This is a genomic window from Burkholderia sp. JP2-270 (assembly GCF_003233675.1).
Lineage (GTDB): Bacteria > Pseudomonadota > Gammaproteobacteria > Burkholderiales > Burkholderiaceae > Burkholderia > Burkholderia pyrrocinia_C.
The window spans coordinates 79,933-106,023 of record NZ_CP029825.1 but is presented as its reverse complement, the minus strand read 5'-3'; the positions used below and the strand labels follow the sequence as shown (position 1 = coordinate 106,023).

At 68.6% G+C, this 26,091-nt stretch carries 18 protein-coding genes and 2 pseudogenes; 17 read left to right on the top strand and 3 right to left on the bottom strand.

From position 1 onward, the window contains the following. Nucleotides 1-69 precede the first annotated feature (69 nt). The 10 genes and pseudogenes from DM992_RS18120 (at nt 70) to DM992_RS18075 (ending at nt 11,061) form a co-directional block, all read left to right on the top strand. Nucleotides 70-999 carry a homocysteine S-methyltransferase family protein gene (locus tag DM992_RS18120; protein ID WP_111018033.1) on the top strand — a complete coding sequence of 310 codons (930 nt, stop codon included), beginning with the start codon at nt 70-72 and terminating at the stop codon, nt 997-999. Then, on the top strand, nt 996-1,433 hold the full coding sequence (locus DM992_RS18115; protein WP_111018032.1) for an Lrp/AsnC family transcriptional regulator: 438 nt from the start codon (nt 996-998) through the stop codon (nt 1,431-1,433). The genes DM992_RS18120 and DM992_RS18115 overlap by 4 nt, the downstream gene beginning before the upstream one ends. A 448-nt stretch (nt 1,434-1,881) precedes the next feature. Then, on the top strand, nt 1,882-2,901 hold the full coding sequence (locus DM992_RS18110; protein WP_111018031.1) for a DNA-binding protein: 1,020 nt from the start codon (nt 1,882-1,884) through the stop codon (nt 2,899-2,901). Between the two features lie 100 nt (nt 2,902-3,001). Further along, complete coding sequence (locus tag DM992_RS18105; protein ID WP_111018030.1) at nt 3,002-3,622, top strand: TetR/AcrR family transcriptional regulator; 621 nt, start codon at nt 3,002-3,004, stop codon at nt 3,620-3,622. 234 nt (nt 3,623-3,856) lie between these two features. After that, on the top strand, nt 3,857-4,915 hold the full coding sequence (locus tag DM992_RS18100) for an NADP-dependent oxidoreductase (protein WP_111018029.1): 1,059 nt from the start codon (nt 3,857-3,859) through the stop codon (nt 4,913-4,915). Between the two features lie 99 nt (nt 4,916-5,014). After that, the gene (locus DM992_RS18095) at nt 5,015-5,314 is read left to right on the top strand and encodes a putative quinol monooxygenase (RefSeq protein ID WP_034179525.1); all 300 of its coding nucleotides are present in this window, start codon (nt 5,015-5,017) and stop codon (nt 5,312-5,314) included. Nucleotides 5,315-5,454: 140 nt separating this feature from the next. Beyond that, a pseudogene (locus tag DM992_RS18090) lies at nt 5,455-5,909 on the top strand ((2Fe-2S)-binding protein). A 1-nt stretch (nt 5,910) separates the two neighbouring features. Further along, nucleotides 5,911-8,145 (top strand): xanthine dehydrogenase family protein molybdopterin-binding subunit, encoded by a 2,235-nt coding sequence (locus DM992_RS18085; protein ID WP_111018028.1) that lies wholly within the window; start codon nt 5,911-5,913, stop codon nt 8,143-8,145. 15 nt (nt 8,146-8,160) lie between these two features. Continuing rightward, nucleotides 8,161-9,459 (top strand): cytochrome c, encoded by a 1,299-nt coding sequence (locus DM992_RS18080; protein WP_111018027.1) that lies wholly within the window; start codon nt 8,161-8,163, stop codon nt 9,457-9,459. 156 nt (nt 9,460-9,615) lie between these two features. Continuing rightward, complete coding sequence (locus DM992_RS18075) at nt 9,616-11,061, top strand: NAD-dependent succinate-semialdehyde dehydrogenase (RefSeq protein WP_111018026.1); 1,446 nt, start codon at nt 9,616-9,618, stop codon at nt 11,059-11,061. Nucleotides 11,062-11,216: 155 nt separating this feature from the next. Here DM992_RS18075 and DM992_RS18070 read toward each other — a convergent pair whose 3' ends face one another. The 3 genes and pseudogenes from DM992_RS18070 to DM992_RS18060 all read right to left on the bottom strand — a co-directional run bounded on the left by DM992_RS18070 (nt 11,217) and on the right by DM992_RS18060 (nt 14,409). Beyond that, nucleotides 11,217-12,437 carry an aminoglycoside phosphotransferase family protein gene (locus tag DM992_RS18070; RefSeq protein WP_162631687.1) on the bottom strand — a complete coding sequence of 407 codons (1,221 nt, stop codon included), beginning with the start codon at nt 12,435-12,437 and terminating at the stop codon, nt 11,217-11,219. 83 nt (nt 12,438-12,520) lie between these two features. Then, entirely contained in the window at nt 12,521-13,975 is a 1,455-nt protein-coding gene (tagH, locus tag DM992_RS18065; protein WP_111018024.1) for a type VI secretion system-associated FHA domain protein TagH, read from the bottom strand. A 48-nt stretch (nt 13,976-14,023) separates the two neighbouring features. Beyond that, nucleotides 14,024-14,409: pseudogene (locus DM992_RS18060) on the bottom strand (TssQ family T6SS-associated lipoprotein). A gap of 632 nt (nt 14,410-15,041) precedes the next feature. On the opposite strand from DM992_RS18060, the gene tssJ reads away from it, so the two are divergent. The 7 genes from tssJ to tssA are packed head-to-tail and all read left to right on the top strand — an operon-like array spanning nt 15,042 to nt 26,073. Next, a complete protein-coding gene (gene tssJ / locus DM992_RS18055) occupies nt 15,042-15,557 on the top strand; it encodes a type VI secretion system lipoprotein TssJ (protein ID WP_111018023.1) in 516 nt (171 codons plus the stop codon). Next, on the top strand, nt 15,554-16,951 hold the full coding sequence (tssK, locus tag DM992_RS18050) for a type VI secretion system baseplate subunit TssK (RefSeq protein ID WP_111018022.1): 1,398 nt from the start codon (nt 15,554-15,556) through the stop codon (nt 16,949-16,951). Before tssJ ends, tssK begins: the two co-directional genes overlap by 4 nt. Nucleotides 16,952-16,965: 14 nt before the next feature. Continuing rightward, entirely contained in the window at nt 16,966-18,300 is a 1,335-nt protein-coding gene (locus DM992_RS18045; protein WP_111018021.1) for a DotU family type VI secretion system protein, read from the top strand. Between the two features lies 1 nt (nt 18,301). Next, a complete protein-coding gene (tssM, locus tag DM992_RS18040; protein ID WP_111018020.1) occupies nt 18,302-21,928 on the top strand; it encodes a type VI secretion system membrane subunit TssM in 3,627 nt (1,208 codons plus the stop codon). Further along, on the top strand, nt 21,910-22,605 hold the full coding sequence (tagF, locus tag DM992_RS18035; RefSeq protein ID WP_111018019.1) for a type VI secretion system-associated protein TagF: 696 nt from the start codon (nt 21,910-21,912) through the stop codon (nt 22,603-22,605). Before tssM ends, tagF begins: the two co-directional genes overlap by 19 nt. Before the next feature lie 53 nt (nt 22,606-22,658). Next, nucleotides 22,659-24,971, top strand: a complete 2,313-nt coding sequence (locus DM992_RS18030; RefSeq protein ID WP_111018018.1) for a serine/threonine-protein kinase — start codon at nt 22,659-22,661, stop codon at nt 24,969-24,971. Beyond that, on the top strand, nt 24,958-26,073 hold the full coding sequence (gene tssA, locus DM992_RS18025; RefSeq protein ID WP_111018017.1) for a type VI secretion system protein TssA: 1,116 nt from the start codon (nt 24,958-24,960) through the stop codon (nt 26,071-26,073). Before DM992_RS18030 ends, tssA begins: the two co-directional genes overlap by 14 nt. Nucleotides 26,074-26,091 lie beyond the last annotated feature (18 nt).

Genomic DNA, 26,091 nt, shown 5'->3' with positions numbered 1-26,091 from the left:
GCGCGTCGTGCGGGCCTTTGAATCGATTCGGGCACGAGATGCGCGGATTGCAACGACGGAGCACGGACTATGCATGACATCACAGTACTCGACGGCGGCATGGGGCGCGAACTCGCGCGGATGGGAGCGCCGTTCAGACAGCCGGAATGGTCGGCGCTGGCGCTGATGGAAGCGCCGCATTACGTCAGCCTTGCACACGACGCATTCATCGCGGCGGGTGCCGACGTGATCACCGCGAACAGCTATGCGGTCGTACCGTTCCATATCGGCGAGGAGCGGTTCCGTCGCGACGGAGTCGCGCTCGCGGCACTTGCCGGGCAACTCGCGCGGCAAGCGGCGGACCGCGCAGGGCGGCCCGTGCGCGTCGCAGGATCGCTTCCGCCGACGGGCGGCTCCTACCGACCCGACCTGTTCGACGCGGCGCGCGCCGATGCAATTTTGGCGACGCTCGTCGATGGGCTCGATCCCTACGTCGACCTGTGGCTGGCCGAGACGCAGAGCCTGACCGACGAAATCGGCGCGGTCCGGCGTGCGCTGGGTGAGAATCCGAAGCCGCTCTGGGTCTCGTTCACGCTGCACGACGACGTCGAACCACGCGCCACGCCGGCACTGCGCTCGGGACAGACGCTCGACGAAGCGATCGACGCCGCCGTGTCCGCGCGCGCGACCGCGCTGCTGTTCAACTGCAGCCAGCCGGAGGCGATGGGTGCGGCGATCGAGACGGTGCAGCGCACGCTCGCGCGAACGGGAACGTCGCTCGTGATAGGCGCCTATGCGAACGCGTTTCCGCCTCAGCGCGCCGATGCGCGCGCGAACGAGGAACTCCACGGTTTGCGCGGCGACATCGATCCGCCCGGCTATGCCAGATGGGCAGAGCAGTGGCTTGCGCTGGGCGCGCAGATCGTCGGCGGGTGTTGCGGAATCGGTCCCGGCCATATCGCGGCATTGCGCGACGCGGTCGATGCACGCGGCGCCTGGCACACCGGGTTCGGCGAATGAAGATCGACGGCCTGGACCAGAAGATAATCGACGCGTTGTGTGCCGATGCGCGGGTTCCGCTCGCGGTGCTGGCCGACAGGATCGGCCTGTCCAGGCAGGCGGTCCGGAACCGGATCGACCGGCTCGAAGCGCTGAACGTCATTGCAGGGTATACGGTGCGGCTCGCATTGCCCGACGATGTCGTGCCGGTGCGCGCCGTGATGCTCGTTTACCGTAAAGACCGGATGCGGGGCGCGGACGTGCTTGCCGCACTCGAGCGGATCGCCGAGGTGCGCGATTGCGCCGTGCTCAGCGGCGAGGTCGATTTGCTGGTGCAGATAGAGGCGCCCACGCACGAGCGCATCAGCGACATCTGGGCGACGATCAGTGCGATGGACGGTGTGCAAAATATGACGACCAGCTTCGTGCTCGATTCGATCGTCCACAAGCGTTGACTGCATCTGAAAGCGTCGCGATACGAGCAGGAAGAGAAACCCCTTTTTGCGCCGAAGACTATCCCGCGTTCTGAAGAGCGTCTTCCCGCCGTGGGTACTAAAGCAGATTTGGTGCTGCGCAGGGTTGCCCGATTCCACACCCTTGGCGAACTGCAAACCGGCTTGTAAGCGACAGCCCCCACACCAATTTTAGTGGCTGCGGTGCCCCGGAGCCTTACTGCACGAGGCTTAGCCGCGCTTCAGTCGCTGCAAGAGGGCGGGGCAGTTACAAATTTGCGCACAAAGAGATTACAAAATTGTGCAGACAGACCCACGAAAAACAGCGAACGAGGTCAAGAGCCCACCACATTCAACATTATAGAAATAATGTCAAATCAACATGCCGCAAGAATTGGATATTTGACGGTTTACGTTATATTATTTACGAAATTCTCGACGAAACCCCATCATGTCCGATCTCGCCGCCGACGAACCCCGCCTGACCGCCGAAATCGAGCGCCTCAGGGCCGACTTCCCGAAAACCCGCGAGCTATACCGCGAGGTCTGCGCACTGCTGTTCTTCCGCTTCGGCATCACGCCCACCGCGAACCGCCTGTACCAGCTCGTCCGCAAGGGCAGCATGAGCACGCCGACGGCTGTCCTCGGCGAGTTCTGGGCCGAGCTGCGGGAAAAGAGTCGCGTGCGGATCGAACATCCCGACCTGCCGGCCGATCTGCAGGCGGCAGCCGGCGAGTTGGTCGCGGCGTTGTGGAATCGTTCGAGCACCGACGCGGCCGCCGCACTCGGTGCACTGCGCGCGGAAGTCGAAGCCGAACGAACGGCGGCGAAAGCGGAAGTCGCGACGCTGCAGGCCGAGCTGGCCCGCACCGAAACCGCGCTCGAACAACGCACGGCCGCGCTGCTGGCCGCTCAGGTGCGGATTCAGGAACTGGAGCAGGCGAGGGCGGCCGACGACGCATCGCGGCGCGCGCTGCAAGCGGAGATCGAGCGCCTGAAGGCCGACAACGCGGAAGGCGACCGTGCGCTCGCGCAGGCGCGCGACGATTTCACGACCCAGCTCGACCGGCTGCGCGACGACGCGGGCCGGGCCGAGGAACGCTTGCGCGCATCGGAGAAGCGGGCGCTGCAGGAAATCGATCGCGAACGGCTCGCTGCCGCGCGGCTGCAAAAGGAACTCGACGCGACGGCTTCGCGCGCCGAGCAGCGCGATGCGCAGCAGCGGAAGGATGTCGCCGTACTGCAGGCGCAACTCGGCGATGCGCTGCATCGATGCGGGGTGCTTCAGGGGCAGCTCGACGGCGCACAGGCGACCGATGCGGCGCGCGTCAAGGAGCTCGATGCGTTGAGGCGGGAGATGACCGGGCTCGCGCGCCGAGCACCGCTGCGCGGCACGAAGACGGCTCCGGCCGCGCAGCGAAGCGAGCGGCGGGCGCGCACGAGGAAACGCGCCGACGAAGCGGCGCGCTGACGGCGGTCGATTGTCCGGTCGCGATCGGGTAAAGTGCCGCTCAACATGCCGGCCCGACGTTACTAGACGACCGGTCTAATCGTTGCTACCATACGCCATCATGAATGCATCTTCAGGCGCGGAAGTCCGCCAGCACATCCTGAACATCGCGAAGCCGATCATGCTCCACAAGGGGTTTTCGGCGGTCGGTCTGAACGAGATTCTCGCCGCGGCGGGCATCCCGAAGGGCTCGTTCTACCATTACTTCGGCTCGAAAGAAGCATTCGGCGAAGCGCTGCTCGAAGCGTATTTCGAAGGTTATCTCGCGCACCTCGACAACCTGTTCAGGCATCAGGCGGGCACGGGCGCCGAGCGCCTGATGACGTACTGGGGCAACTGGCTGCACACTCAATGCGCGGACGATCCGGAGGGCAAGTGCCTCGCGGTGAAGCTCGGCGCGGAAGTGTCGGACCTGTCGGAAGCGATGCGCGCGGTGCTGCGGCGTGGCACGAGCCAGATCATCGAACGGCTCGCGGGCGGCATCGAAGCGGGGCTCGCCGATGGCTCGCTGCGTGCGGTCGACGATCCGCCGCATACGGCCGCGATCCTTTACGAGCTGTGGCTGGGCGCAACGCTGCTGGAAAAGATTCACCGCAACCGCAAACCGCTCGAGAGGGCGATGGTCGAAACGCGGCGCATGCTGAACCTGCCGCCGGCCGCGCACGACGGAGCGCAGTCGTAACCCGGGCGCGCATCTGCGCGCCTTGTTTTTGCCCCGATTCTAGACGACTGGTCTACTTATCCACGCATGACGAATACCTCGCTCGGCGTTACGCTGTCCCGATTGTTCCAACCGCACGCATGCAACCGCGCCGGCCCAACCGCTGACGCTGCCAAGCGTGCGCGCCTTCAGCTGGTCCATCCCTGATCCGATCGTGCCCACGAAGCACGTTTCTTCCTGTTGACGGAGACTCTCATGCCGCAAAACAAGACCGCAAACCGCCAGATCATCCTGACGTCGCGCCCGGTCGGCGCGCCGACGCCGGGCAACTTCCGCTCCGAGTCCGGTAGCGTGCCGACGCCCGGCGCCGGCCAGGTGCTGCTGCGCACGGTCTGGTTGTCGCTCGACCCGTACATGCGCGGCCGGATGAGCGACGCGCCGTCCTATGCCGCGCCGGTCGAACTCGGCGACGTGATGGTTGGCGGCACAGTCAGCCGCGTCGTGTCGTCGAACCTGCCCGCGTTCCGCGAAGGCGATCTCGTCGTTGCCGGCGCCGGCTGGCAGGACTATGCGCTGTCCGACGGCCGCGACCTGATTCCGCTCGGCCGCGACTTCGCGCATCCGTCCTACGCGCTCGGCGTGCTCGGCATGCCGGGCTTCACCGCGTACACCGGGCTGCTGAAGATCGGCGAACCGAAGGCCGGCGAGACCGTGGTCGTCGCGGCAGCCAGCGGCGCGGTCGGCTCGGTCGTCGGCCAGATCGCGAAGCTGAAGGGCTGCCGCGTAATCGGCGTCGCGGGCGGCGCCGACAAGTGCGCGTACGTGACCGACACGCTCGGCTTCGACGCGTGCGTCGACCACCGTGATCCGGCGTTTGCCGCAAAGCTGAAGGAAGCCTGTCCGAACGGCATCGACGTCTATTTCGAGAACGTCGGCGGGGCCGTGTTCGACGCGGTGTGGCCGCTGCTCAACGATCATGCGCGCGTGCCGGTGTGTGGAATCATTGCGCATTACAACGACGCGGCATACGACGACACCGCGGTGTCGACCGGCCGTGATCGCGTGCCGGCGCTGATGGGTACGATCCTGCGCAAACGCATCCGCGTGCAGGGTTTCATCATCCTCGATCACTATGCGTCCGGCTATGCGCCGTTCCTGAAGGAGATGAGCGAATGGGTCGCGCAGGGCAAGGTGAAGACGCGGGAAGATGTCGTCCCCGACCTGGCCGACGCACCCGAAGCGCTGATCGGCCTGCTGGCCGGCAAGAACTTCGGCAAGGTCGTCGTGCGCGTGGGCCCGGACGAACTGGCCTGATGCTGCGGCACGGCAACACAAACACACCAAGGTTGCACGCTGGCGTCACGCGACGCCGGCTTGTGGCATGCTCGATTCCGTTTCGAAAGGAGTGACAAGATGGCCCTTCACGTGATTGCTTCGCTGTTCCTGAAACCCGAACACGCGCAGGCCGCCGAGGCTGAACTGCGCAGCATGGTCGTCAAGACGCGCACCGAACCGGGCAACCGGCGCTACGACCTGTTCCGCGAGCAAGACGGCTCACCGAACCTGCACCTGTACGAAATCTACGACGACCAGGCCGCATTCGACGCGCACCTCGCCAGCCCGTATTTCGGCGAATTCCGCACGAAGTCGGCCGACTGGTTCACGGCACCGCCGGTCATCAAGGTGCTGTCGGGCATCGACGTGGCCGAGTAACGACGCAGGACCACCGCAGCGGCTCGTCCCCGCCAGGGCCGCGCGGCACCCGTTGCGCACCGCGCGACGGCGATGACAACGACGACCCTCGCGGCGCGCCATGCGCGCCGCTTCCCCAATACAACGGCCCCGGAGGCTGAATGGTCACCCTCAACATCAACGGCGAAACCCGCACGGTCGACGCCCCGACGACATGCCCTTGCTCTGGGTGCTGCGCGACGTCGTGGGCCTCACCGGCACGAAGTTCGGCTGCGGGATCGCGCAATGCGGCGCGTGCACCGTGCATCTCGACGGCGTCGCCGCGCGCTCGTGCGTGCTGCCGGTCGCGGCCGTCGCGGGCCGCAGGATCACGACGATCGAGGCCGTCGGCGCCACGCCGGCCGGCCACAAGGTCCAGCAGGCGTGGCGCGAGCTCGACGTCGTCCAGTGCGGCTACTGCCAGTCGGGGCAGGTGATGGCGGCCACCGCGCTGATCGCATCGAACCCGAACCCGAGCGACGCGGACATCGACGCCGCGATGGCCGGCAACATCTGCCGCTGCGGCACGTACAACCGGATTCGCGCGGCGGTCAAACAAGCCGCCAAAGGGGCCTGACATGTCGCGAGGACTGATCGAAGCAGGCAAGGCCGCCGGGCAAGCGGCAGGCGCCGGCGTGTCGCGCCGCGGGTTTCTCAAACTCGGCATGTCGCTCGGCGCGGCGGCGGGCGGCGGCTTGCTGCTCGGCTTCAGCCTGCCGGCGGCGGGCGACGACACGCGCCGTTCGGTGATCGGCGGCGACGGCGATGAAACCGCGCGCGCCGGCGTGTTCGCGCCGAACGCGTTCGTGCAGATCGACCGCGGCGGCAAGGTCACGCTGGTGATGCCGAAGGTCGAGATGGGGCAGGGCGTCTATACGGCGCTGCCGATGCTGATCGCCGAGGAACTCGAAGTGCCGCTGTCGAGCGTGACGCTCGATCATGCGCCGCCGAACGAGAAGCTGTTCCTCGATCCGCTGCTCGGCGGCCAGCTCACCGGTGGCTCTACGTCGGTGCGCTACGCATGGGAACCGCTGCGCCGCGCGGGCGCAACGGCGCGCACGCTGCTGGTCGCGGCGGCCGCGAAGCAATGGAATGTCGATCCGGCATCGTGCCGCGCCGCGAACGGCGAAGTGCAGCATCCGCCGAGCGGCCGGCGCGCGTCGTACGGCCAGTTGGCCGACGCCGCGGCGAAGCTGCCGGTGCCGAAGGATGTCGCGCTGAAGAAGCCGGAGGATTTCAAGCTGATCGGCACGCCCGCGAAGCGCCTCGATTCGCCGGAGAAGGTCGACGGCACCGCGCAGTTCGGGCTCGATGTGCGCCTGCCGGGCATGCTGTATGCGGTAATCGTGAATAGCCCGGTGTTCGGCGGCACGGTCGCAAGCGTCGACGACACGGCCGCGAAGAAGATCCCCGGCGTGCGCCAGGTCGTGCGCGCGGACAATGCGGTCGCGGTGGTCGGCGATCACACGTGGGCCGCGAAGCGCGGCGCGTCGGCGCTCGTCGTGAAGTGGAACGAAGGCGCGGACGCGAAGGTGTCGACGAAGGACATCGTCGCCGATCTCGCGCAGGCCGCCGCGAACGGCAAGGGCGCGGTCGCGCGCAAGGACGGCGACGTCGGCAAGGCGTTCGCGAATGCGAAGACGCGCGTCGATGCCGTCTACGAGCAGCCGTTCCTTGCGCACGCAACGATGGAGCCCGTGAACTGCACGGTGCACGTGCGCGGCGACGGCTGCGAAATCTGGGTCGGCACGCAGGTGCCGACACGGGCGCGCGATACGGTGCAGCAGCTCACGGGCCTGCCGCCCGACAAGATCGTCGTGCACAACCACCTGCTCGGAGGCGGCTTCGGCCGGCGGCTTGAGACGGACATGATCGGCCAGGCGGTGAAGATCGCCAAACAGGTCGGCGCGCCCGTGAAGGTGGTCTGGACGCGCGAGGAGGACATCCAGCACGACATGTACAGGCCGTACTACTACGACCGGATCTCGGCCGGCCTCGACGCGAACGGCAAGCCGGTCGCGTGGCAGCACCGGATCGTCGGCTCGTCGATCCTCGCGCGCTTCGCGCCGCCCGCCTTCAAGGACGGCGTCGATCCCGACGCGGTCGAGGTCGCAACCGACCTGCCGTACGACCTGCCGAACCAGTTGATCGACTACGTGCGGCAGGAGCCGCGCCACGTGCCGACCGCGTTCTGGCGCGGCGTCGGGCCGACGCGCAGCACCTTCGTCGTCGAAAGCTTCATCGACGAACTGGCCGTGCAAACCAAAACCGACCCCGTGCAATACCGCCGCGCGCTGCTCGGCAAGACGCCGCGTGCGCTCAACGTGCTCGACGTCGCGACCAAGGCGGCCGGCTGGGGGCCGTCGCTGCCGAAGGGGCAAGGGCGCGGCGTGTCGGTGATGCACGCGTTCGGCAGCTTCTTCTCGATCGTCATCGATGTCGCGGTGGACGACGGCGAAGTGCAGGTCAAGCGCGTCGTGTGCGCGGTGGACTGCGGGATGTTCGTCAATCCGAACACGATCGAGGCGCAGGTGCAGGGCGGCATCATCTTCGGGATCACGGGCGCGCTGTACGGCGAGATCACGATCGAGGACGGCCGCGTCGTGCAGAGCAACTTCACCGACTACCGGATGATGCGAATCAACGAGACACCGCCGATCGAGGTGCACCTGGTGAAGAGCGGCGAAGCGCCGGGCGGGATCGGCGAACCGGGCACGGCCGCGACCGCGGCGGCGCTGTCGAACGCGATCTTCGCGGCAACCGGCAAGCGGCTGCGCAAGCTGCCGGTCGGCAACCAGCTGAAGACGGCCTGAGGGGAGGAGACGAACATGCGAAACCTCACCCTGAACACGCTCGGTGCGTCGCTGCTCGCACTGTCCGCGCTGCTGGCCGGCACGGCCGCGCACGCCGCACCGACGGCGCCGGCCGACAGCGCGCTCGTCGCGCGCGGTGCGTATCTCGCGAAAGCCGGCGACTGCGTCGCGTGCCACACCGCGCCGCGCGGCACGCCGTTCGCGGGCGGCCTGAAGATGGTCACGCCGATGGGCGCGATCTACACGACCAACATCACGCCCGATCCGGACACCGGCATCGGCGGCTATACGGAGGCCGAGTTCGCGGGCGCGCTGCGCGCGGGCGTCGCGAAGGACGGCCATCGCCTGTATCCGGCGATGCCGTATCCGTCGTACGCGAAGCTGAAGGACGACGACGTGAAGGCGCTGTACGCGTATTTCATGCACGGCGTCGAACCGGTGAAGCAGGCGAACCGGCCGTCCGACATCCCGTGGCCGCTCAACATGCGCTGGCCGCTCGCGCTGTGGAACGCGCTGTTCCTCGACACGACGCCGTATGCCGACAAGCCGGGCAAGGATGCGGCGTGGAACCGCGGCGCGTATCTCGTGCAGGGGCTCGGGCACTGCGGGTCGTGCCATACGCCGCGCGGCGTCGGCTTCCAGGAGAAGGCGCTCGACGAAGGCGGCACGGCGTTCCTGTCGGGCGCCGCGATCGACAACTGGTTCGCGTCGAACCTGACGGGCGAGCACAACACGGGGCTCGGCCGCTGGAACGAGGCCGACGTTGCGCAGTTCCTGAAGACCGGCGCGAACCGGCACGCGACCGCGTTCGGCTCGATGGTGAGCGTGATCAACCACAGCACGCAGGCGCTGAGCGACGACGATCTGGCCGCGATTTCCCGCTACCTGAAATCGCTGCCGGCCGCGGGCGGGACGGGCGCGCCGCCGTACAGCTACGATCCGAAGCCGACGCAGGTGGTGCTGGGCCGGCCGGCAGCCGACCCGGGCGCGAAGGTGTATAACGCTTACTGCCTGCATTGCCACGGCGCGGACGGGCGCGGTTACGCGCCGCTGCTCGCGCCGCTCGCCGGCAATCCGAACGTGCTCGAGGCCGATCCATCGTCGCTGATCAACGTGACGCTGAACGGCAGCGACACGCTCGTGATCGACGGCGTGCCGTCCGCGTATCCGATGCCGGCGTTCTCGAACCAGTTGAACGACCGGCAGATCGCCGACGTGCTGACGTTCATGCGCGCCGGCTGGAACAACGGCGCGCCGGCCGTGCAGGCGGCGGACGTCGCGAAACTCCGCAAGGCGACGGCGGCCGCGCACTGAGCGCGGCTCCGTGCGGAACGACGGCAGGCCGGCGTGCCTGCCGTCTGCACCGCCGCCGGTTGCACGATGCTCCCGGCGGCTTTGCTCTTTCTGTCAACCGGCGCGCGGCCGCTCGTGGCAGCGCGCGTTTTATCGACGCAATGTAGGGGTGTCTGGATGGCTAACGTGACTTATACGGATACGCAACTGCTGATCGACGGCGAGTGGGTCGACGCCGCGAGCGGCAAGACGATCGACGTCGTGAACCCGGCGACCGGCAACACAATCGGCAAGGTGGCCCACGCGGGCATCGCCGATCTCGACCGCGCGCTCGCCGCCGCGCAGCGCGGCTTCGAAACGTGGCGCAAGGTGCCCGCGCACGAACGCGCGGCGACGATGCGCAAGGCGGCCGCGCTGGTGCGCGAGCGCGCCGACGCGATCGCGCAGCTGATGACGCAGGAACAGGGCAAGCCGCTCACCGAAGCACGCGTCGAAGTGCTGTCGGCGGCCGACATCATCGAATGGTTCGCGGACGAAGGCCGCCGCGTGTACGGCCGGATCGTACCGCCGCGCAATCTCGGCGCGCAGCAGACGGTCGTGAAGGAGCCGGTCGGCCCGGTCGCCGCGTTCACGCCGTGGAATTTCCCGGTCAACCAGGTCGTGCGCAAGCTGAGCGCCGCGCTCGCGACCGGCTGCTCGTTCCTCGTGAAGGCACCGGAGGAAACCCCCGCATCGCCGGCCGCGCTGCTGCGCGCGTTCGTCGACGCAGGCGTGCCGGCCGGTGTGATCGGGCTCGTGTACGGCGATCCGGCCGAAATCTCGTCGTACCTGATCCCGCACCCGGTGATCCGCAAGGTCACGTTCACGGGTTCGACGCCGGTCGGCAAGCAGCTCGCCGCGCTGGCGGGCCAGCACATGAAGCGCGCGACGATGGAGCTGGGCGGGCATGCGCCGGTGATCGTCGCCGAGGATGCCGACGTCGCGCTCGCGGTGAAGGCCGCCGGCGGCGCGAAGTTCCGCAACGCGGGGCAGGTCTGCATCTCGCCGACGCGTTTCCTCGTGCACAACAGCATCCGCGACGAATTCACGCGCGCGCTGGTCAAGCATGCCGAAGGGCTGAAGATCGGCAACGGCCTCGAGGAAGGCACGACGCTCGGCGCGCTCGCGAATCCGCGCCGGCTGACCGCGATGGCGTCGGTGGTCGACAACGCGCGCAAGGTCGGCGCGAGCATCGAGACGGGCGGCGAGCGAATCGGCTCGGCAGGCAACTTCTTCGCGCCGACCGTGATCGCGAACGTGCCGCTCGAAGCCGACGTGTTCAACAACGAGCCGTTCGGCCCGGTCGCGGCGATCCGCGGCTTCGACAAGCTCGAGGATGCGATCGCGGAAGCGAACCGTCTGCCGTTCGGACTGGCCGGCTACGCGTTCACGCGTTCGTTCGCGAACGTGCACCTGCTCACGCAGCGCCTCGAAGTGGGGATGCTGTGGATCAACCAGCCGGCAACGCCGTGGCCGGAAATGCCGTTCGGCGGCGTGAAGGATTCGGGCTACGGGTCGGAAGGCGGGCCGGAAGCGCTCGAGCCGTACCTCGTCACGAAGTCGGTGACGGTGATGGCCGTCTGACGGTCGATCGACCGCGTGCGCGTCGCTGCTGGGGCGGCGCGCGTGAACGGCGCAGGTCGGGTATCGTGCCCGGCCTGCGCCGTTTTTTCTTTGTTTTCGCATTGCCATGATGTGGCGATCCACGAGTCACGGCATCGGCGATGACAATCCCGCGTTCAGCCCGGTGTCGCGACCAGCGCCGCGGTCTGGCCCAGCCAGTCGGCCGGATCGCCGCGATGGTAGATCTGCTCCGACGGCTCGATATTGTCGATGAACCGCTGGTAGATCACCGCCCGCCTGGCCGTCGCGATCGGCGCAAGCAGGGCAGCGGCTCGCACCGGGTCGCTGTCGGGCAGCTTCGCCAGCCATTCGCGATTCCAGTGATCCTTGATCGCCACCGCGTAGTCGCGCGGAACCGCGTCGAGAAACGCGGACTGGTCGAGCAACGGGTGGCCGATTCCGCTGTCGCCCCAGTCCAGCAGCGTGAGTTCCGATCGTGTGCCGCGAAAATTGCCGGGATGGCAGTCGCCATGAACCAGCGTATTCGGCAGTCCGCATGCATCGATCGCGGCGAATCGCGCTGCAAGGCCGCTCACGAAATGCCGTAGCGACGCCCGTTCGGCGCGCGACAGTTCTTCGCCGGTCCGTTCGACGACGTCGGCAATCTCGGCGGCCAGGCCCGCGCCGCGCCAGTCGGGTAGGCGCATCGCATGCAATTCGTCGATGCGGCCGAACCACGAAGCCTGGATGTCGACCAGCAGCGTCACCATGCCGAGCAGTTGCGGCAGCGCTGCGTCGAACAGATCAGCGCCGGGGATCTCCGCGAGCAGGATGCGTCCGCATTCGTCATGCCCCAGCAGCGTCGGCACACGCCGGCCGGCCAGCGCCGTAATGACGCGACCCTCGTGACCGAGGAACGGCGGTACCACTTTCAACCAGGCCGATTGCGCCCCGATCGGGATACGCCAGACGCTGGACAGATTCCAGGTTCGCACCTGCACGGGGCTGGCGGTAGGCGACAGGCCGTGACCGGCAAGCACACGCGCCGCCCAGCCGAGATCGGCCGCGGGGCCGCCCGGCCGCGCGTAACTTCGGCGCAGCGAATGGGGCTCGATGTTCCCTGCCCAGGATTCGGCCGCAACCGGTTTCGCAATCTCGGCCAGATAGGTGACTTCGCCGCCGGGCGCGCGGTCGCGCACGGTTTCCAGCAGGCGCAGGATCGTCACGTCGACGCCATGGCGTTCGCGCGCGGCACGCACGACCGACTCGACTTCCTGCCACCACGGGACGGCGACAGGCATCGGCGGCAGGCAGCCGACCACCGCGCCATCGGGCGTCACCAGCACCAGCCGCGCGACGCGCGGCGACAGTGCCGCCGGATCGAGGGTCCCCGTCATCGTGCTCATTTCGCTCCCGACCGGCGTCGATTGCCGGTGCAGGGCGCAGCGTATCCCAATTCGCGAATGCGCGGCTACATGACTCAATGCCGGCTGCTGCCGCGATAGCTTTCCACTTCCGCGTCGTATGCCGCCAGAAACGCCTTGCCGAACACCGACGCGAAATCGTCCTCGATCGCGAACACCGTATCGCGATGGGTCGCCGCGTAGCGATCCCACATCCGCGCCTTGTACAGCGCGGGCACGCGCTTCTCGTACCAGCGCATCGCATCGTCGCGTTCGCGCAGCCGTTGCGGCGAAAAGCGCGTCAGCAGATCCATCAGCGCGGCGCGCATGCCGGCGACCATGCCGATCTGGTGCGCGTGCAGATCCTGGAACGCATCGCTGACCGCACTCTGCGGCGACATGAAGCCCGGCAGCGGCAGCCCGAACATCTGCCGCAGCACCGCGCCGCCGTCCGGCAGCAGCTTCAGCGGATTGTTTTCGCGATCGAGCAGCATCGTCATGTGCGCCTTCACCTCGCGCTTCAGGATGCTGCGCGACGACAGCAGCTCGACCGTGCCGTTCGCGAACAGCGCCAGCAACTGGCCCGCGATGTAGAGCTGTTCGGCCGACCATTGATGCGATTCGGCGGCCGTATCGAGCCCCGCGCCTTCGAAGAACGCGTTCAGCAGTTCGTCGGATGTCGGCGGCGCCGGCGCACGCGCGGCATGCGGCGCCGGTTCGTCGGCCGGACGCACAGCGGCGCGCGCGGCTGCCGGCTGCACGCGCACGTGCTGCGTCCACTCGGGCGCGTGGTCCGCCTGCGTCGCGGACGACGACGCCTCGCGATCCGCATTGCCTCGATCGGCCGACGGCGCCGCGCCCGGCGCGCCGATATCGCCGGACGACTGCGTGAACAGGTCGAGCGGATCGGTCGATAGCTGATCGAGGTCGCGCTGCGACGGTGCGGATGGCACGGCCTGCTGCGCGGCACCATTCGACGGTCGGGCCGCGTCCGCGCGTGCCGGACCACCCGGCCTGGACCCGCCATCCGCGGCCTTGCCGCGCGGGGCGAGACGATCCTGGAGCAGCCCCCACAGCCGGTTGCCGGCACCTTTCGTGTCGTCGCGCGAAGGCGAGGGCGACGGTTGCGCCGATCCGGCGGCCTCCGGCGCGGCGCGCCTGTCGACGTGCACGCCGGTATCGGGCGCCATGTCGATGACCGGCGCGTCGCTGCCGTCGTCGCGTTCCGCCCGCAGCACGTACGGCCCGATGCGGATGATGTCGCCGGTATTGAGCGGTCGTTCCTGCGCATAGCCGACCGGCTCGCGATTCACCTCGATCGTCGACACGCTGCTCAGGTTCTTCAGCAGGCACGCGTCGTCGCCGACCTGCAGCAGCGCCTGCAGCCGCGAAATCTGCCGCGTGTCGTCGCGCAGCACCAGATGGTTGTCGCTGGCCCGGCCGATGGTGCCGCCCGGCGGGTGAAACACGACGGCTTCGCAGGAGTCGTTTTCGACCGGTTCGCCGGCATGTTCGATCACGATCAGTTGCATGTCATACGTCGCTCGGTGGATGAAGCGCTCGCGTGGAAACCGGTTCGTTCAGGATGACGACGCATGTCTGCGGCGCGCGAACTCGAACGCGGGCCCCAGACCGGATGCCCCTTCTCGGCGGCGGACAGGTCGAAGCGCGGGTTGAGGTCGAGAATCTTCGAGAACTCGGCGCGGCACTGCGTGACGCGATTCGTCACGCAATAGCTGAATGCGAGGAGCTTGTGCGCGGCAACCTGCGTGTCGGTGTCGGCGCCGTCGATCTCCTTCGCGCGGCTCAGCAGCGCGATCGTGCGCCCGTAGTCGCCGGCGGCGTACGCGGCGCGCGCGCTGTCGACCGTCGCATGCGCGGCCGACCGGGTCGGGGACGTGCCGCACCCGCCGGCCCCCAGCAACAAGGCGCCGAGGAAAATAACGAGCAATGAACGGCCTTTCATTTTTGAAATGAAAATTCGGCGTAATTGGAAGGGGGCGAACAAGCGCTGTTGGATTCTAGTTCCAATCATCGGCATCGATGTCGCTGTTACTTTTTGTTTCATCTGGGCGATCCGATTCCATTTAAATGGATAAAATAGACTACGAACTTCCGCACTTGTTAATCCCCAAAAACGACCTATAGTTCGCTGTGTTTTTCGGATTCATCAGTTGTTTTGTCGGCGCTCGGCAATGCACGGAAAACCGGACCGTCCGTTCGGGCGGCACGAACAGCCTGGCACACCATCAGCGTCGCGAGCATCCCTTGCCAGGCGGCCGGCTGGCTTGCGCCCAACGCCCATCCGACAGGTATCCATGCAATAGAACCGGATCGCCACGGCGAGCCGGTCGGGTAAGTTTTTTTCGATTAATAACCAATCTCGATTCAACTACCTTTCACCCCGACAATTCAACTTTCATAAACCCGGGATGATTTGCCCCGGTTTTTTACGATAAAAATTTGCCGGAAAAAATTTCAGCGGAAGGATATGCCAACCACACAATTACCGGTCAATTAATTGTCCCTTTTTTAATCCGATCAACCGGTTTCGAACTCGGAAACCGGCGGATGGCTATTGAGCGGCGAGGGTGGAATATGCAATGGCGGTCGAGCAGTTTCATCGTATGGGGATGCGTATTGCTGCTTCCGGGGTGCGGCGCGACGGAGCACGCGGCCGCGGTGCCGTATGCGATCACGGTCGACGTTGCGCCGGACGTCAACCCTGACATGAATCGCAAGCCTTCGCCGATCGTGCTGAAGGTGTTCCAGCTGCGCGCGGCGTCGGCGTTCGACAGCGCGGATTTCTTCTCGCTGCAGGACAAGCCAGGGAACGTGCTCGGCGCGGATCTGCTCGGCACCGACCGCGTGATCCTGCGGCCGGGCGAATCGCGCACGCTGCATTACCGCGGCAACGTCGAGGCCGGCGCGATCGGCGTCGTCGCCGAATACCGGATGCTCGAAAAGAACCGCTGGCGGCTGACGGTGCCGCTGCCGCGCGCGAAGCAGCTCAATCTCTACAAGTTCTGGCAGACGTCGCCGGGCGAGCTGAAGCTGTCGATCGCGGTCCGGAACGGCGGGATCGCACTGAACGACGCGCAGGGGCGCCCATGACCGAACCGACGATGTCCGCGACGCCGGTCGCGGCCCTCCGCCAGCGCGTGGTGTGGACCGAGGGGATGTTCCTGCGGCCGCAGCATTTCCAGCAGCTCGAACGGCACTGGGAACGCTACGTCGCGCTGCGCTGCCTGCCGCTGCAAGGGTTCTACTGGGGCTTCGACACGCTGGAGATCGATCGCGAGCAGCTCGCGCTCGGCAAGGTCGCGCTGCGCGCCGCGTCGGGCGTGATGCGCGACGGTACGCCGTTCGACCTGTCGCATCCGGACGATCTTCCCGAACCGCTCGACGTACCGGCCGACGCGAAGGACCAGCTCGTCGTGCTCGCGCTGCCGCTGTGGCGCGGCGGCGGCGAGGAGGTGTCGTTCGGTGCAGGCGCAGCAAACGGTAGCAATGGTGCAAACGGCAACGCCGACGTCGCACGCTACGTCGTGCGCGAATACGAGGTGGCCGACGCGAACGCGGTCGCGCTCGGCCCCGCACTGCTGCAGACAGGGCGCCTGAACGTGCGGCTGATGCTCGAAGCCGAGCTGACCGGCGATTGGCACTCGCTCGGCGTCGCACGGGTCGTCGAGCGGCGCACCGACGCGCGGCTGCTCGTCGACGACGGCTACATTCCGCCGCGGCTCGTCGCGCAGCACGATGCCGCGTTGCTGGCGTATGCGCGCGAGCTGCACGGGCTGCTCGCGCAGCGCAGCGAGGCGCTCGCGGAACGGCTGTCGGAGCCGGGGCGCGGCGGCGTGTCGGAAGTCGCGGACTTCCTGCTGCTGCAACTCGTGAACCGCTATCTCGCGCTGACCTGGCATGCGCAGCAGCATGTGTCGACGCATCCGGAAGCGCTGTTCTGCGACTGGCTGAAGCTCGCCTGCGACCTGAGCACGTTCACGGCTGCCGGCCGCCGCCCGCAGTCGCTCGCGGTCTACGTGCACGACGACTTGCGCACGAGTTTCGCGGAACTGATGACGGAACTGCGCCGGTCGCTGTCGACGGTGCTCGAACAGAACGCGATCCAGATCGAGCTGCGCGACGCGGGCAACGGCATCCGCGTCGCGACGCTGTCCGACCCGGCGCTGCGCGACACGGCCGGCTTCGTGCTCGCGGTACGCGCGGACGTGCCGGCCGACAGCCTGCGCGCGCGCTTTCCCGCGCAGGCGAAGCTCGGGCCCGTCGAGCGGATCCGCGATCTCGTGCAGTTGCAACTGCCGGGCATCACGATGCGCCAGTTGCCGGTCGCGCCGCGGCAGATCCCGTATCACGCGGGTCATACGTACTTCGAGATCGACAAGGGCAGCGACCTGTGGAAGCAACTGGCGCGCTCCGGCGGTCTCGCATTTCATTTCGCCGGCGAATTCCCTGGGCTCTCGATGGAGTTCTGGGCGATCCGCGGGTGAGGGCGGGCATCGCGATGAATAGTTCCTCCGATTCGATCGCCAGCGGCGCAGGTGCGGGCGGCTTCGTGCCGCCGAATCCGGGCGGCATGCATCCGGCCGCCGCATCCGGTGCATCCGGCGCGGCCGGGCCGACGGTCACGCAGCCGCGGCCTGGCCGCTGGGCCGCGAGCGGCACGAACCCGCTCGTCGCCGCCGCGAACCCGTTGCTCAACCTGGTGCCGCAGATCCGCTCGACCGTCCACCATCCGAACCCGGCGTGGCTGCGCGAGCATCTCGTCGTCGAGATCCGCCAGTTCGAGGCGCGCGCGCAGGAAGCCGGCGTGCCGTCCGAGGCGATCATTGGCGCGCGCTACTGCCTGTGCACGGCGCTCGACGAAGCGGCCGCGCTGACGCCGTGGGGCGGCAGCGTATGGTCGTCGCACAGCCTGCTCGTGTCGTTCCACAACGAAACCTGGGGCGGCGAGAAGTTCTTCCACCTGCTCGAACGCCTGTCGCAGCAGCCGCGCCAGCATCTCGACCTGCTCGAGCTGCTGTATTTCTGTCTCGCGCTCGGCTTCGAGGGCCGCTATCGCGTGCTCGACAACGGCCACGCGCAGCTCGACGGGCTGCGCCGCCAGCTCGCGCAGACGATCCGCTCGGTGCGCGGCGAATTCGATCCCGCGCTGTCGCCGCACTGGCGCGACGTCGTCACGCGCGACGTCGCACGTCGTTTCAACGTGCCGCTGTGGGTGTGCGTGGCGCTCGCGCTGCTGATCGGCTTCGGCGTGTTCGTCGGGCTGCGCATCGCGCTTGCCGGGCATTCTGATCAACTGTTCGCGTCGATCGACGCGCTGCACGTGCCGAAACTGCAGCCCGCGCCGGCGCCGCTGCGCCCGGCGCCGGCGCCGCGCATCGCGAAGTTCCTGGCGCCCGAGATCGCGGCCGGCCTCGTGTCGGTGCGCGACGACGCCGATCGCAGCGTGATCGTGCTGCGCGGCGACGGGTTGTTCAAGTCCGGCTCGACGTCGGTGATCGACCGCTACGTGCCGGTGCTCGCGCGCGTCGCCGACGCGCTGAACAAGGTGCCCGGCAACGTGCGCGCGACCGGCTACACCGACGACACGCCCGTGCATACCGCGCGCTTCGCGTCGAACTGGGACCTGTCGCGCGAACGCGCGGAAGCCGTGCGCAGCATGATCGCCGCGCGGCTCGACCATCCGGAGCGGCTCGCGGCGGAAGGGCGCGGCACGCTCGATCCGGTCGCGCCGAACGATTCACCCGCGAACCGCGCGCTGAACCGGCGCGTCGAGATCACGCTGCTGCCGGCGCCCGGCAGCGCCGCCGTCGGCGCGACGCAGGGGGCCAACTGACATGAACCAGGCTGTCGCGCGTTTCGTCCGGCCGTTGCCGTCGCGGGAGATCTGGACCGTCGCCGGTCTGGTCGTGCTCGCGTGCTTCGTGTGGCTCGCGGGCCCGCTGTTCGCGTTCGCCGAGATCCGGCCGCTCGAAAGCGGCTGGGCGCGCGGACTGACGATCGCGGTGCTGTTCGCCGCGTGGGCCGCGCGCGTCGCGTGGCGAAGCTGGCGTGCCGGCCGCCTCAATGCGCAGTTGCTGAACCAGTTGCGCGAGGCCGCGCCGGGGCCGGCCACCGCCGACGATCCGGCGAAGGCGCAGCTCGACGAGTTGCGCAGCCGCTTCGACGAAGCCGCGACGCTGCTGAAAAAGGTCCGCTTCGGGCAGGCCGACGCGGTGCGCAAGGGCCTGCCGCGTTGGTTCGACAGGATGTCGCGCCAGTATCTGTATCAATTGCCGTGGTACGTATTCATCGGCGCGCCGGGCTCGGGCAAGACGACCGCGCTCGTGAATTCCGGGCTCAGCTTTCCGCTCGCCGAGCAGTTCGGCCGCGCGGCGATTCGCGGCGTGGGCGGCACGCGGCACTGCGACTGGTGGTTCACGAACGACGCTGTGCTGATCGACACGGCCGGCCGCTACACGACGCACGAAGGCAACCGCGCGCTCGACGAAGCCGAGTGGAAAGGCTTCGTCGATCTGCTGAAGAAATACCGCACGCGCCAGCCGCTGAACGGCGCGATGCTGACGATCAGCGTGGCCGACCTGCTCGGCGCGTCGGAAGCGGAACGCACGCAGCACGCGATGGTGCTGCGCAAGCGGCTGCTCGAACTGCGCGCGCAGCTCGGCATCCGTTTTCCCGTATACCTGCTCGTGACGAAGGCCGACCTGCTCGCGGGTTTCGCCGAGTATTTCGGCGGCTACGGCCGCACGGAATGCGCGCAGGTGTGGGGCTTCACGTTCCCGCTCGCGCAGAGCGAGGCGCCCGGCTTCGACCTGCGCGCGGCATTCGACCGCGAATACCGGCTGCTGCACCAGCGGCTGAACGACGGGCTGCCCGAACTGCTCGCCGCGCAGACCGATGCGCGCCAGCGCGAGATGACGTACCTGCTGCCGCAGCAGATCGCCGACCTGCAGGACATGCTCGGCCAGTTCGTCGCCGAGGTGTTTTCCGTATCGAGCTTCGAGCCGATGCCGATGCTGCGCGGCGTCTACCTGACGAGCGGCACGCAGGAGGGCACCGCGTTCGATCGCGTGATGAGCGGCATCAAGCGCTTCCTGAAGATCGAGGGCGTGCCGCCGGTCGCGCAGGTCGGCTCGACCGGGCGCAGCTTCTTCCTGAAGTCGCTGCTGCAGGAGCACATCTTCCGCGAAGCCGCGCTCGCCGGCAGCGACCTGCGCTGGCATCAGAAGCGGCGCGTGCTGCGGATCGCCGGCTACGCGCTGCTCGCGCTCGCATGCGCGGCCGTGCTGGTCGCGTGGCTGCGCAGCTATTCGAACAACCGCGCGTATCTCGACCAGATCGCCGCGCGCGTGCCGGCGGTCGATTCGCGGATCAGCGGTGCGAAGTTCTCCGATGCGTCCGACATCGCGCGGCTGCTGCCCGTGCTCGATGCGCTCGGCGGGCTCGCGAATGCGGGCGGCGTCGACCTGCAGCATCCGCCGCTCGCATATCGGTGGGGGCTGTTCCAGGGCGAGAAGATCGACGAGGCCGTCGATGCCGTGTACCGGCGCGCGCTCGACGACGTGCTGCTGCCGATTGCCGCGACCCGGATGGAGGCCGCGCTGCGCGACGCGCGGCCCGACGAAACCGACTACGCGTATGCGGCGCTGAAGGCGTACCTGATGCTGTACGACAGCGCGCACTACGATCCCGCGTTCGTGCAGGCCGTCGTCGATCTTGAGATGGAGCGCTCGCTGCCGCCCGATTTCTCGCCGGCCGAACGTTCCGCGCTGCGCGCGCATCTGGCCGCGCTGTTCGGCAACCGCGTCGCGGTGTCGCCGTATCCGATGAACGAGCGGCTCGTGGCCGACGTACGCGACCGGCTGCGGCAGGTGCCGTTCTCGCAGCGGCTGTACCGGCAGCTCACGCGCACATTGCGCCCGGCGACGTCCGCGTTCGATGTCAGCGTCGCGCGCGCGGTCGGCCCCGACGCGTCGCTGGTGTTCCGGCGCCAGAGCGGCAAACCGCTGTCGGAAGGCGTGCCGGGCCTCTATACGCGCAACGGTTATCGCAACGTGTTCGCGCCGCGCCTGACCGGCGAGGTCGACGCGTACGGGCGCGAGGAGGTGTGGGTGCTGAACCTCGGGCTGTCCGAAATCCCCGGGCCGAACGACGCGGCCGCGTGGGCGCGCGATATCCGCCAGCTCTACCTGAACGACTACCTGAAGATCTGGGACGACTATCTCGCCGACATCAAGCTGCAACGCACGGCCACGCTCGCGCAGAGCATCCAGGTGGCGCGCGCGCTGTCGTCGGCCGATTCGCCGCTCACGCGGCTGATGGTCGCGCTCGCGCGCGACACGGCGCTCGGCGATGCGCCGGGCGGGGCGCGCAATCTCGCAGCGCGTGCGCAGGACAAGGTCGACGAGGCGCGCAGTTCGCTGTCGCAGATCTTCGCGGGCCAGCCCGGCGACGCGAATCCGTCCGCGGCGGCGCCCGCGAGCCCCGAGCAGATCGTCGACAGCCACTTCGCCGGCTTGCGCGCGTTCGCGCCGGGCAGCGGCGACCAGGCGCAGGGATTCGACGCGGTGCTGAAGTCGATCGATGCGCTGTACACGTACCTGACGGCCACCGACGACGCGCTGCGCAGCGGCGCGCAACCGCCGCCGTCCGACGCGCCCGCGCGGCTGCGCGCGCAGGCAGGCCGCCTGCCGACGCCGTTCCGCGAAGTGCTCGACGACCTGTCGAATGTCGCGAACGGCAGCGTCGCGACCGTCGAGCAGCGCAGCGTCGCGCTGCGGGCCGGCGCGAATGTCGGCGACTTCTGCCGGCAGGCGATCGCGGGCCGCTATCCGTTCGCGCGCGGATCGTCGCGCGACGTCGCGCCGGCGGATTTCGCGCAGATGTTCGCGCCGGGCGGCCTGATGGACGATTTCTTCCAGAAGAACCTGCAGTCGATCGTCGATACGACGTCGCACCCGTGGCGCTTCGCGAACCGCAATGCGGACGCCGATCCGTCGGCGGCCGCGATGCTCGCGTCGTTCGAGAAGGCCGCGGTGATCCGCGACGCGTATTTCGGCGGCGGGGCGCGCACCGCGCAACTGAAGGTGCAGATCCAGCCGCTCGAAATGGACCCGTCGATCACGGAGATGGTGCTCGACGTCGACGGGCAGATCGTCCGCTACGCACACGGCCCGCTCGTGCAGAGCGCGGTGGACTGGCCGGGCCCGCGCGGCAGCAACCAGGTGCGGCTGCAGGTGTCGGCGCAGGCCGGCGCGGCCGACGGTTTCACGACCGGCGGGCCGTGGGCGCTGCACCGGCTGTTCGACCGCGCGGCCGTGTCGGCCGGGCACGGCTCGGACCAGATGATTGCGCGCTTCACGGTCGACGGCAAACCGATCGTGCTGCAGGTGAATGCAGGCAGCGTCCGCAACCCGTTCAGGCTGGCCCAGATGGAGTCCTTTACATGCCCTCCGAAGCAATGAGCCCTACACCGCCGCTCACGAGCACCGCCGCCGACGCGCCGGCCTGGTACGGGAAGATTCCCGGCGCCGGCGACTTCGTGAACAGCCGGCTGCCGCATGCGCTCGCGCTGTGGTGGGAACGCTGGCTCCAGCAAGGGATGGCCGCGATGCGCCAGCGGGGCGCGGACGAGATCGAGCGCCATTACACGGTCGCGCCGGTCTGGAATTTCCTGATCCCGACGGGCGCCGGCGCGTCGTGCGTGCAGCCGGGCTGCCTCGCGCCGAGCTGCGACCGCGTGGGGCGCTACTACCCGGTGATCGTCACGCTGCCGATGCGCGCGGCCGATTACTGGAACGGGCTGCCGGACACCGCCGACGCGTTCTATTGGCAGGTCGGCCATGCGCTGCTCGACGCGATCCGCCATGCACGCGCGCCGGGCGATCTCGAACGGACGCTGGAACGCGTGCGGCTCGTACCGGGCGGCGGCAGGCATGCGGAACGCGTCGACGGCATGCCGGCGACGCTCCCGGAGCAGCCGGCGCAGGCCGCGTGGCCGGGGCTGTCCGGCTATTTCGATCCGCACGGCGGCACCAGCTTCTGGTGGACCAACCGCGCCGACGGATCGCCGCTGCGCACGCATGCGCATACGGGCACGCCCGACAACGCGCTGTTTCTGACGCTGTTCGGCGGCGGTTAACAGCCCTGGCTGAAGCGTGACGGGCAGAAGGCACACGGTTTCAAGAGGTGGACATGAAGGACGCTGGATCGAGAGACAACGAGTACGACACGGCAACACGCGGCGACGCATCCGAATTCGCGGTGCGGCCGCTGCCGCTCGGCCATCGCCTGGGCGAACTGCAACTCGACGAGGTGCTGGGGATCGGCGGTTTCGGGATCGTCTATCGCGCGTTCGACCGCACGTTGCGGCGCGCGGTCGCGATCAAGGAGTACATGCCGTCGATGCTTGCCACGCGCGGCGGCGACTACACCGTGTCGCTGCGTTCCGAGCGGTTCGCGCAGGCGTTCGACGCGGGGCGCGGCGCGTTCCTCAACGAGGCGCGACTGCTCGCGCAGTTCGATCATCCGGGGCTCGTCAAGGTCCTGCACTTCTGGGAAAGCCACGGCACCGCGTACATGGTGATGCCTTTCTACGAAGGGCGCACGCTCAAGCAACTGCTCGACGGCGGCATGCGGATCAGCGAGACGCAACTGCGCAACATCGTCGGCGCACTGCTCGGCGCGCTCGACACGCTGCATCGCGCGCAATGCTTCCATCGCGACGTCGCGCTCGACAACGTGCTGATCCGCCCGAACGGCAGCGCGATCCTGCTCGACTTCGGCGCGGCACGCAAACGGATCGGCGATCTCGTCGACGACGGCGCGATGATGATCAAGCCCGGCTACGCGCCGATCGAGCAGTACACCGACGACCCGGCATTCAGCCAGGGGCCGTGGACCGATCTCTATGCGCTCGGCGCGGTGATGCACGCGATGATCGCCGGCGAGTTGCCGCCCGCGGCCGTCGTGCGCAGCATCAAGGACACGTACCGGCCGCTCGCGTCGCGCGAATTGCCGGCCGGCGAGGTGTACAGCCCGGCGTTTCTCGCGGCCGTCGATCATGCGCTGCAGCTGCGGATTCCGGATCGGCCGGAATCGGTCGCGGCGTTCGCGGCGGAACTCGGGTTGCGGGACTTCGACCGGACGGGCGGCGGGTATGGCGCGGCGGTCGTGCCGCCGGTGGGTGACGTGGGCAGCGGCGGGGAAGGGAAGGGCGAGGAACCCGCTGCGTCGGGCGTCACGTCGGCTGCTGGCGCGGCGGCAATCGGCAAGGGCGGGACGGCTTCGGGCAAGGCTGCGCCGGATGTGCAGTCGTCGAAGGCCGAACGTCCGGATCATGTGTCGGCACCATCGGATACCGCATCTGCTTCGTCTGCCGTTGCCGACGCCAGGCCGGAGGCTGGTGCGCCTTCAACATCGAAGGCGACTGCGCAGGGCGCCGCGATTGCGGCTGCGGATGCGCCGGCATCGCATCCGTCATCCGGTGCGCCGAACGGAAACGCCGAGCGTGCAAAGGAACCGCACGCGGCAAGAACCGACGCGCACGACGACGCAGAGACCCGCCCCGCACGTGCCGACGCAGGCGTCGACAAGCGCAGCGCAGCGGATTCCGGGAACACGAACGGGAACGCGTACGCGGCTGCCGGCGCCGCCGATACGACTGCACCGCATCCCGCCGCATCGGCATCGCCGTCAAGCCGGGCATCCGCGCCGTCCGGCCCCCAACGCAGCCACATACCCGCAGGATCGCGCCGCCGCATACCGGTCTACGTCGGCGGAGCGCTCGTCGCGCTGATCGCCGTCGGCCTCGCCGCGACATATCTGTCGCGTCCCGCGCGCGTCGCCGACGAGGCCGCACCGGGCGCGAGCCAGCCGCAGGCCGGCACATCGACGCCCGCCAGCGCGCCTGACACCATGCTGGCCCAGCGCGGACCGACGCCGATCGTCGTACCGCCGTCGAGCCTGCCGGCCGGATCGTCGGCGCAGGTTCCGCCGCCAGTCGCCGCCGCGCCGGCCAGCACGCCAGCCGTCGAGGCCACCGCTGCCGCGCCGCAGGTCGCGACCACCGTCACGAACCCGGCCCAGTTGCAAGCCGGCTCCGGCTCGACCATCGCGCCCGCAGGCAGCCTCGACGCGTCGGAGCGCGTCGTCAACGTGCCGCCGTCGGAAGCGGCCGCGCAAGCGGCGACCACGCCAGCGCCGGCGCCGGCGCCGAAGCCGTCGTCGGAAGCCGATACGGCCGTCGCCGCCGTGAACGTTCTGCCTGCCGAACAGCGTCCGCCGAAGGCGCAGGAAACCGTCCAGGTGCGCTTCAACGTGCGGCCGTGGGGCGACGTGTACGTGAACGGCGCGCGGCGCGGCGCGAGCCCGCCGCTGCGTTCCGTGTCGCTGACGCCGGGCGTCTACCAGATCGAGATCCGCAACGGCTCGCTGCCGCCGCTGCACCGCACCGTGGCGGTCGATTTCGGCAGCAAACCGATCAACATCGACTATGCATTCGAATGACATCAGCCAGGCGGCGCTGGCCGCCGCCGTGCTTTCCCCTGGGTCGCCTGGTCTGCCGGCGGCGTCGCCGCGCGCCGACCTGATCGGCCGGCTGCTCGCGGACGTCGCGCCCGATGCGCCGTGCGGCGCCAATCTCGAATACGACGCCGAGTTCCTGCAGTTGCAGGAGCGTGCGACGCCGCGCGCCGAGCAGCAGTACGGCGACACCGTGATCCCGGCCGAGGCGCCCGACTGGGGCGCGGTCGAGCGGCTCGCGCTGGCGCTGTCCGCACGCACGAAGGACCTGCGCGTCGTCGCGTATCTCGCGCGCAGCTGGATCGAGCAACACGGCATGCCCGGTTATGCGGACGCACTCGCGGTCGTCGCGAACCTGCTTGAGCGCCGCTGGGACGAACTGCATCCACGGCTCGACGCGGACGGCGAACCGGACCCGACGCCGCGAATGAACGCGCTCGCCGACGTGGCCGGCGCGCATGACTGCGCGCGCGCGGCGCGCCGCCAGCCGCTGTTCGACGGCGGCCCGAGCGTGCGCGATGCCGAACGGCTGCTCGACGGCCGCGACGAAGCCGCCGGCCGTGCAAGCCTGATTGCCGCGCTGTCGGCCGTGCGCGGCGATGGCACGACGCCGCTCGACGCCGCGCGCGCCGCGCTGCAGGCGCTGGACACGATCCGCGCGTGCGTGATCGACAAGGTCGGCCGCGAGTGGGCGCCCGATGCAGGCGATGCGGAGAAGGCGTTGCAGCGGATCGTGCGCGAAGTGCCGGCGCCCGAATCGCAACCGGGCGCGCCGGACGGCGCGAGCTCCACGCTGCAGGCCGCATCCAGCAACGCATCGCAGGCCGGCACCGCACCGGCCGCGCCTGCTGCCATGCCGAACGCACACGCATGGCGCGATGCCGAGCTAACGAGCCGTGAAGACGTGCGGCTCGGCCTCGACAAGATGTGCCGCTATTTCGAGCTGCACGAGCCGAGCCATCCTGCGCCGCTGCTGCTGCGGCGCGCGCAGCGGCTGCTCGCGCTCGACTTCTACGAAATCATCCGCGATCTCGCGCCGGAGAGCCTGCCGAAGCTGGACCTGCTGAGCGGCGAGCGAAGCGAATGAACCGAACGAAGGAAGCCG

Bases quoted from the DNA above. Each gene is read 5' to 3' on its own strand.
- DM992_RS18105 (WP_111018030.1), top strand. From the start codon at position 3,002: ATGAATGCATCTTCAGGCGCGGAAGTCCGCCAGCACATCCTGAACATC.
- DM992_RS18085 (WP_111018028.1), top strand. From the start codon at position 5,911: ATGTCGCGAGGACTGATCGAAGCAGGCAAGGCCGCCGGGCAAGCGGCA.
- DM992_RS18075 (WP_111018026.1), top strand. From the start codon at position 9,616: ATGGCTAACGTGACTTATACGGATACGCAACTGCTGATCGACGGCGAG.
- tssM (WP_111018020.1), top strand. From the start codon at position 18,302: ATGAACCAGGCTGTCGCGCGTTTCGTCCGGCCGTTGCCGTCGCGGGAG.
- DM992_RS18115 (WP_111018032.1), top strand. From the start codon at position 996: ATGAAGATCGACGGCCTGGACCAGAAGATAATCGACGCGTTGTGTGCC.
- DM992_RS18100 (WP_111018029.1), top strand. From the start codon at position 3,857: ATGCCGCAAAACAAGACCGCAAACCGCCAGATCATCCTGACGTCGCGC.
- DM992_RS18030 (WP_111018018.1), top strand. From the start codon at position 22,659: ATGAAGGACGCTGGATCGAGAGACAACGAGTACGACACGGCAACACGC.
- DM992_RS18120 (WP_111018033.1), top strand. From the start codon at position 70: ATGCATGACATCACAGTACTCGACGGCGGCATGGGGCGCGAACTCGCG.
- DM992_RS18070 (WP_162631687.1), bottom strand. From the start codon at position 12,437: ATGACGGGGACCCTCGATCCGGCGGCACTGTCGCCGCGCGTCGCGCGG.
- tagF (WP_111018019.1), top strand. From the start codon at position 21,910: ATGCCCTCCGAAGCAATGAGCCCTACACCGCCGCTCACGAGCACCGCC.
- tagH (WP_111018024.1), bottom strand. From the start codon at position 13,975: ATGCAACTGATCGTGATCGAACATGCCGGCGAACCGGTCGAAAACGAC.
- DM992_RS18110 (WP_111018031.1), top strand. From the start codon at position 1,882: ATGTCCGATCTCGCCGCCGACGAACCCCGCCTGACCGCCGAAATCGAG.
- tssK (WP_111018022.1), top strand. From the start codon at position 15,554: ATGACCGAACCGACGATGTCCGCGACGCCGGTCGCGGCCCTCCGCCAG.
- DM992_RS18045 (WP_111018021.1), top strand. From the start codon at position 16,966: ATGAATAGTTCCTCCGATTCGATCGCCAGCGGCGCAGGTGCGGGCGGC.
- tssJ (WP_111018023.1), top strand. From the start codon at position 15,042: ATGCAATGGCGGTCGAGCAGTTTCATCGTATGGGGATGCGTATTGCTG.
- tssA (WP_111018017.1), top strand. From the start codon at position 24,958: ATGCATTCGAATGACATCAGCCAGGCGGCGCTGGCCGCCGCCGTGCTT.
- DM992_RS18095 (WP_034179525.1), top strand. From the start codon at position 5,015: ATGGCCCTTCACGTGATTGCTTCGCTGTTCCTGAAACCCGAACACGCG.
- DM992_RS18080 (WP_111018027.1), top strand. From the start codon at position 8,161: ATGCGAAACCTCACCCTGAACACGCTCGGTGCGTCGCTGCTCGCACTG.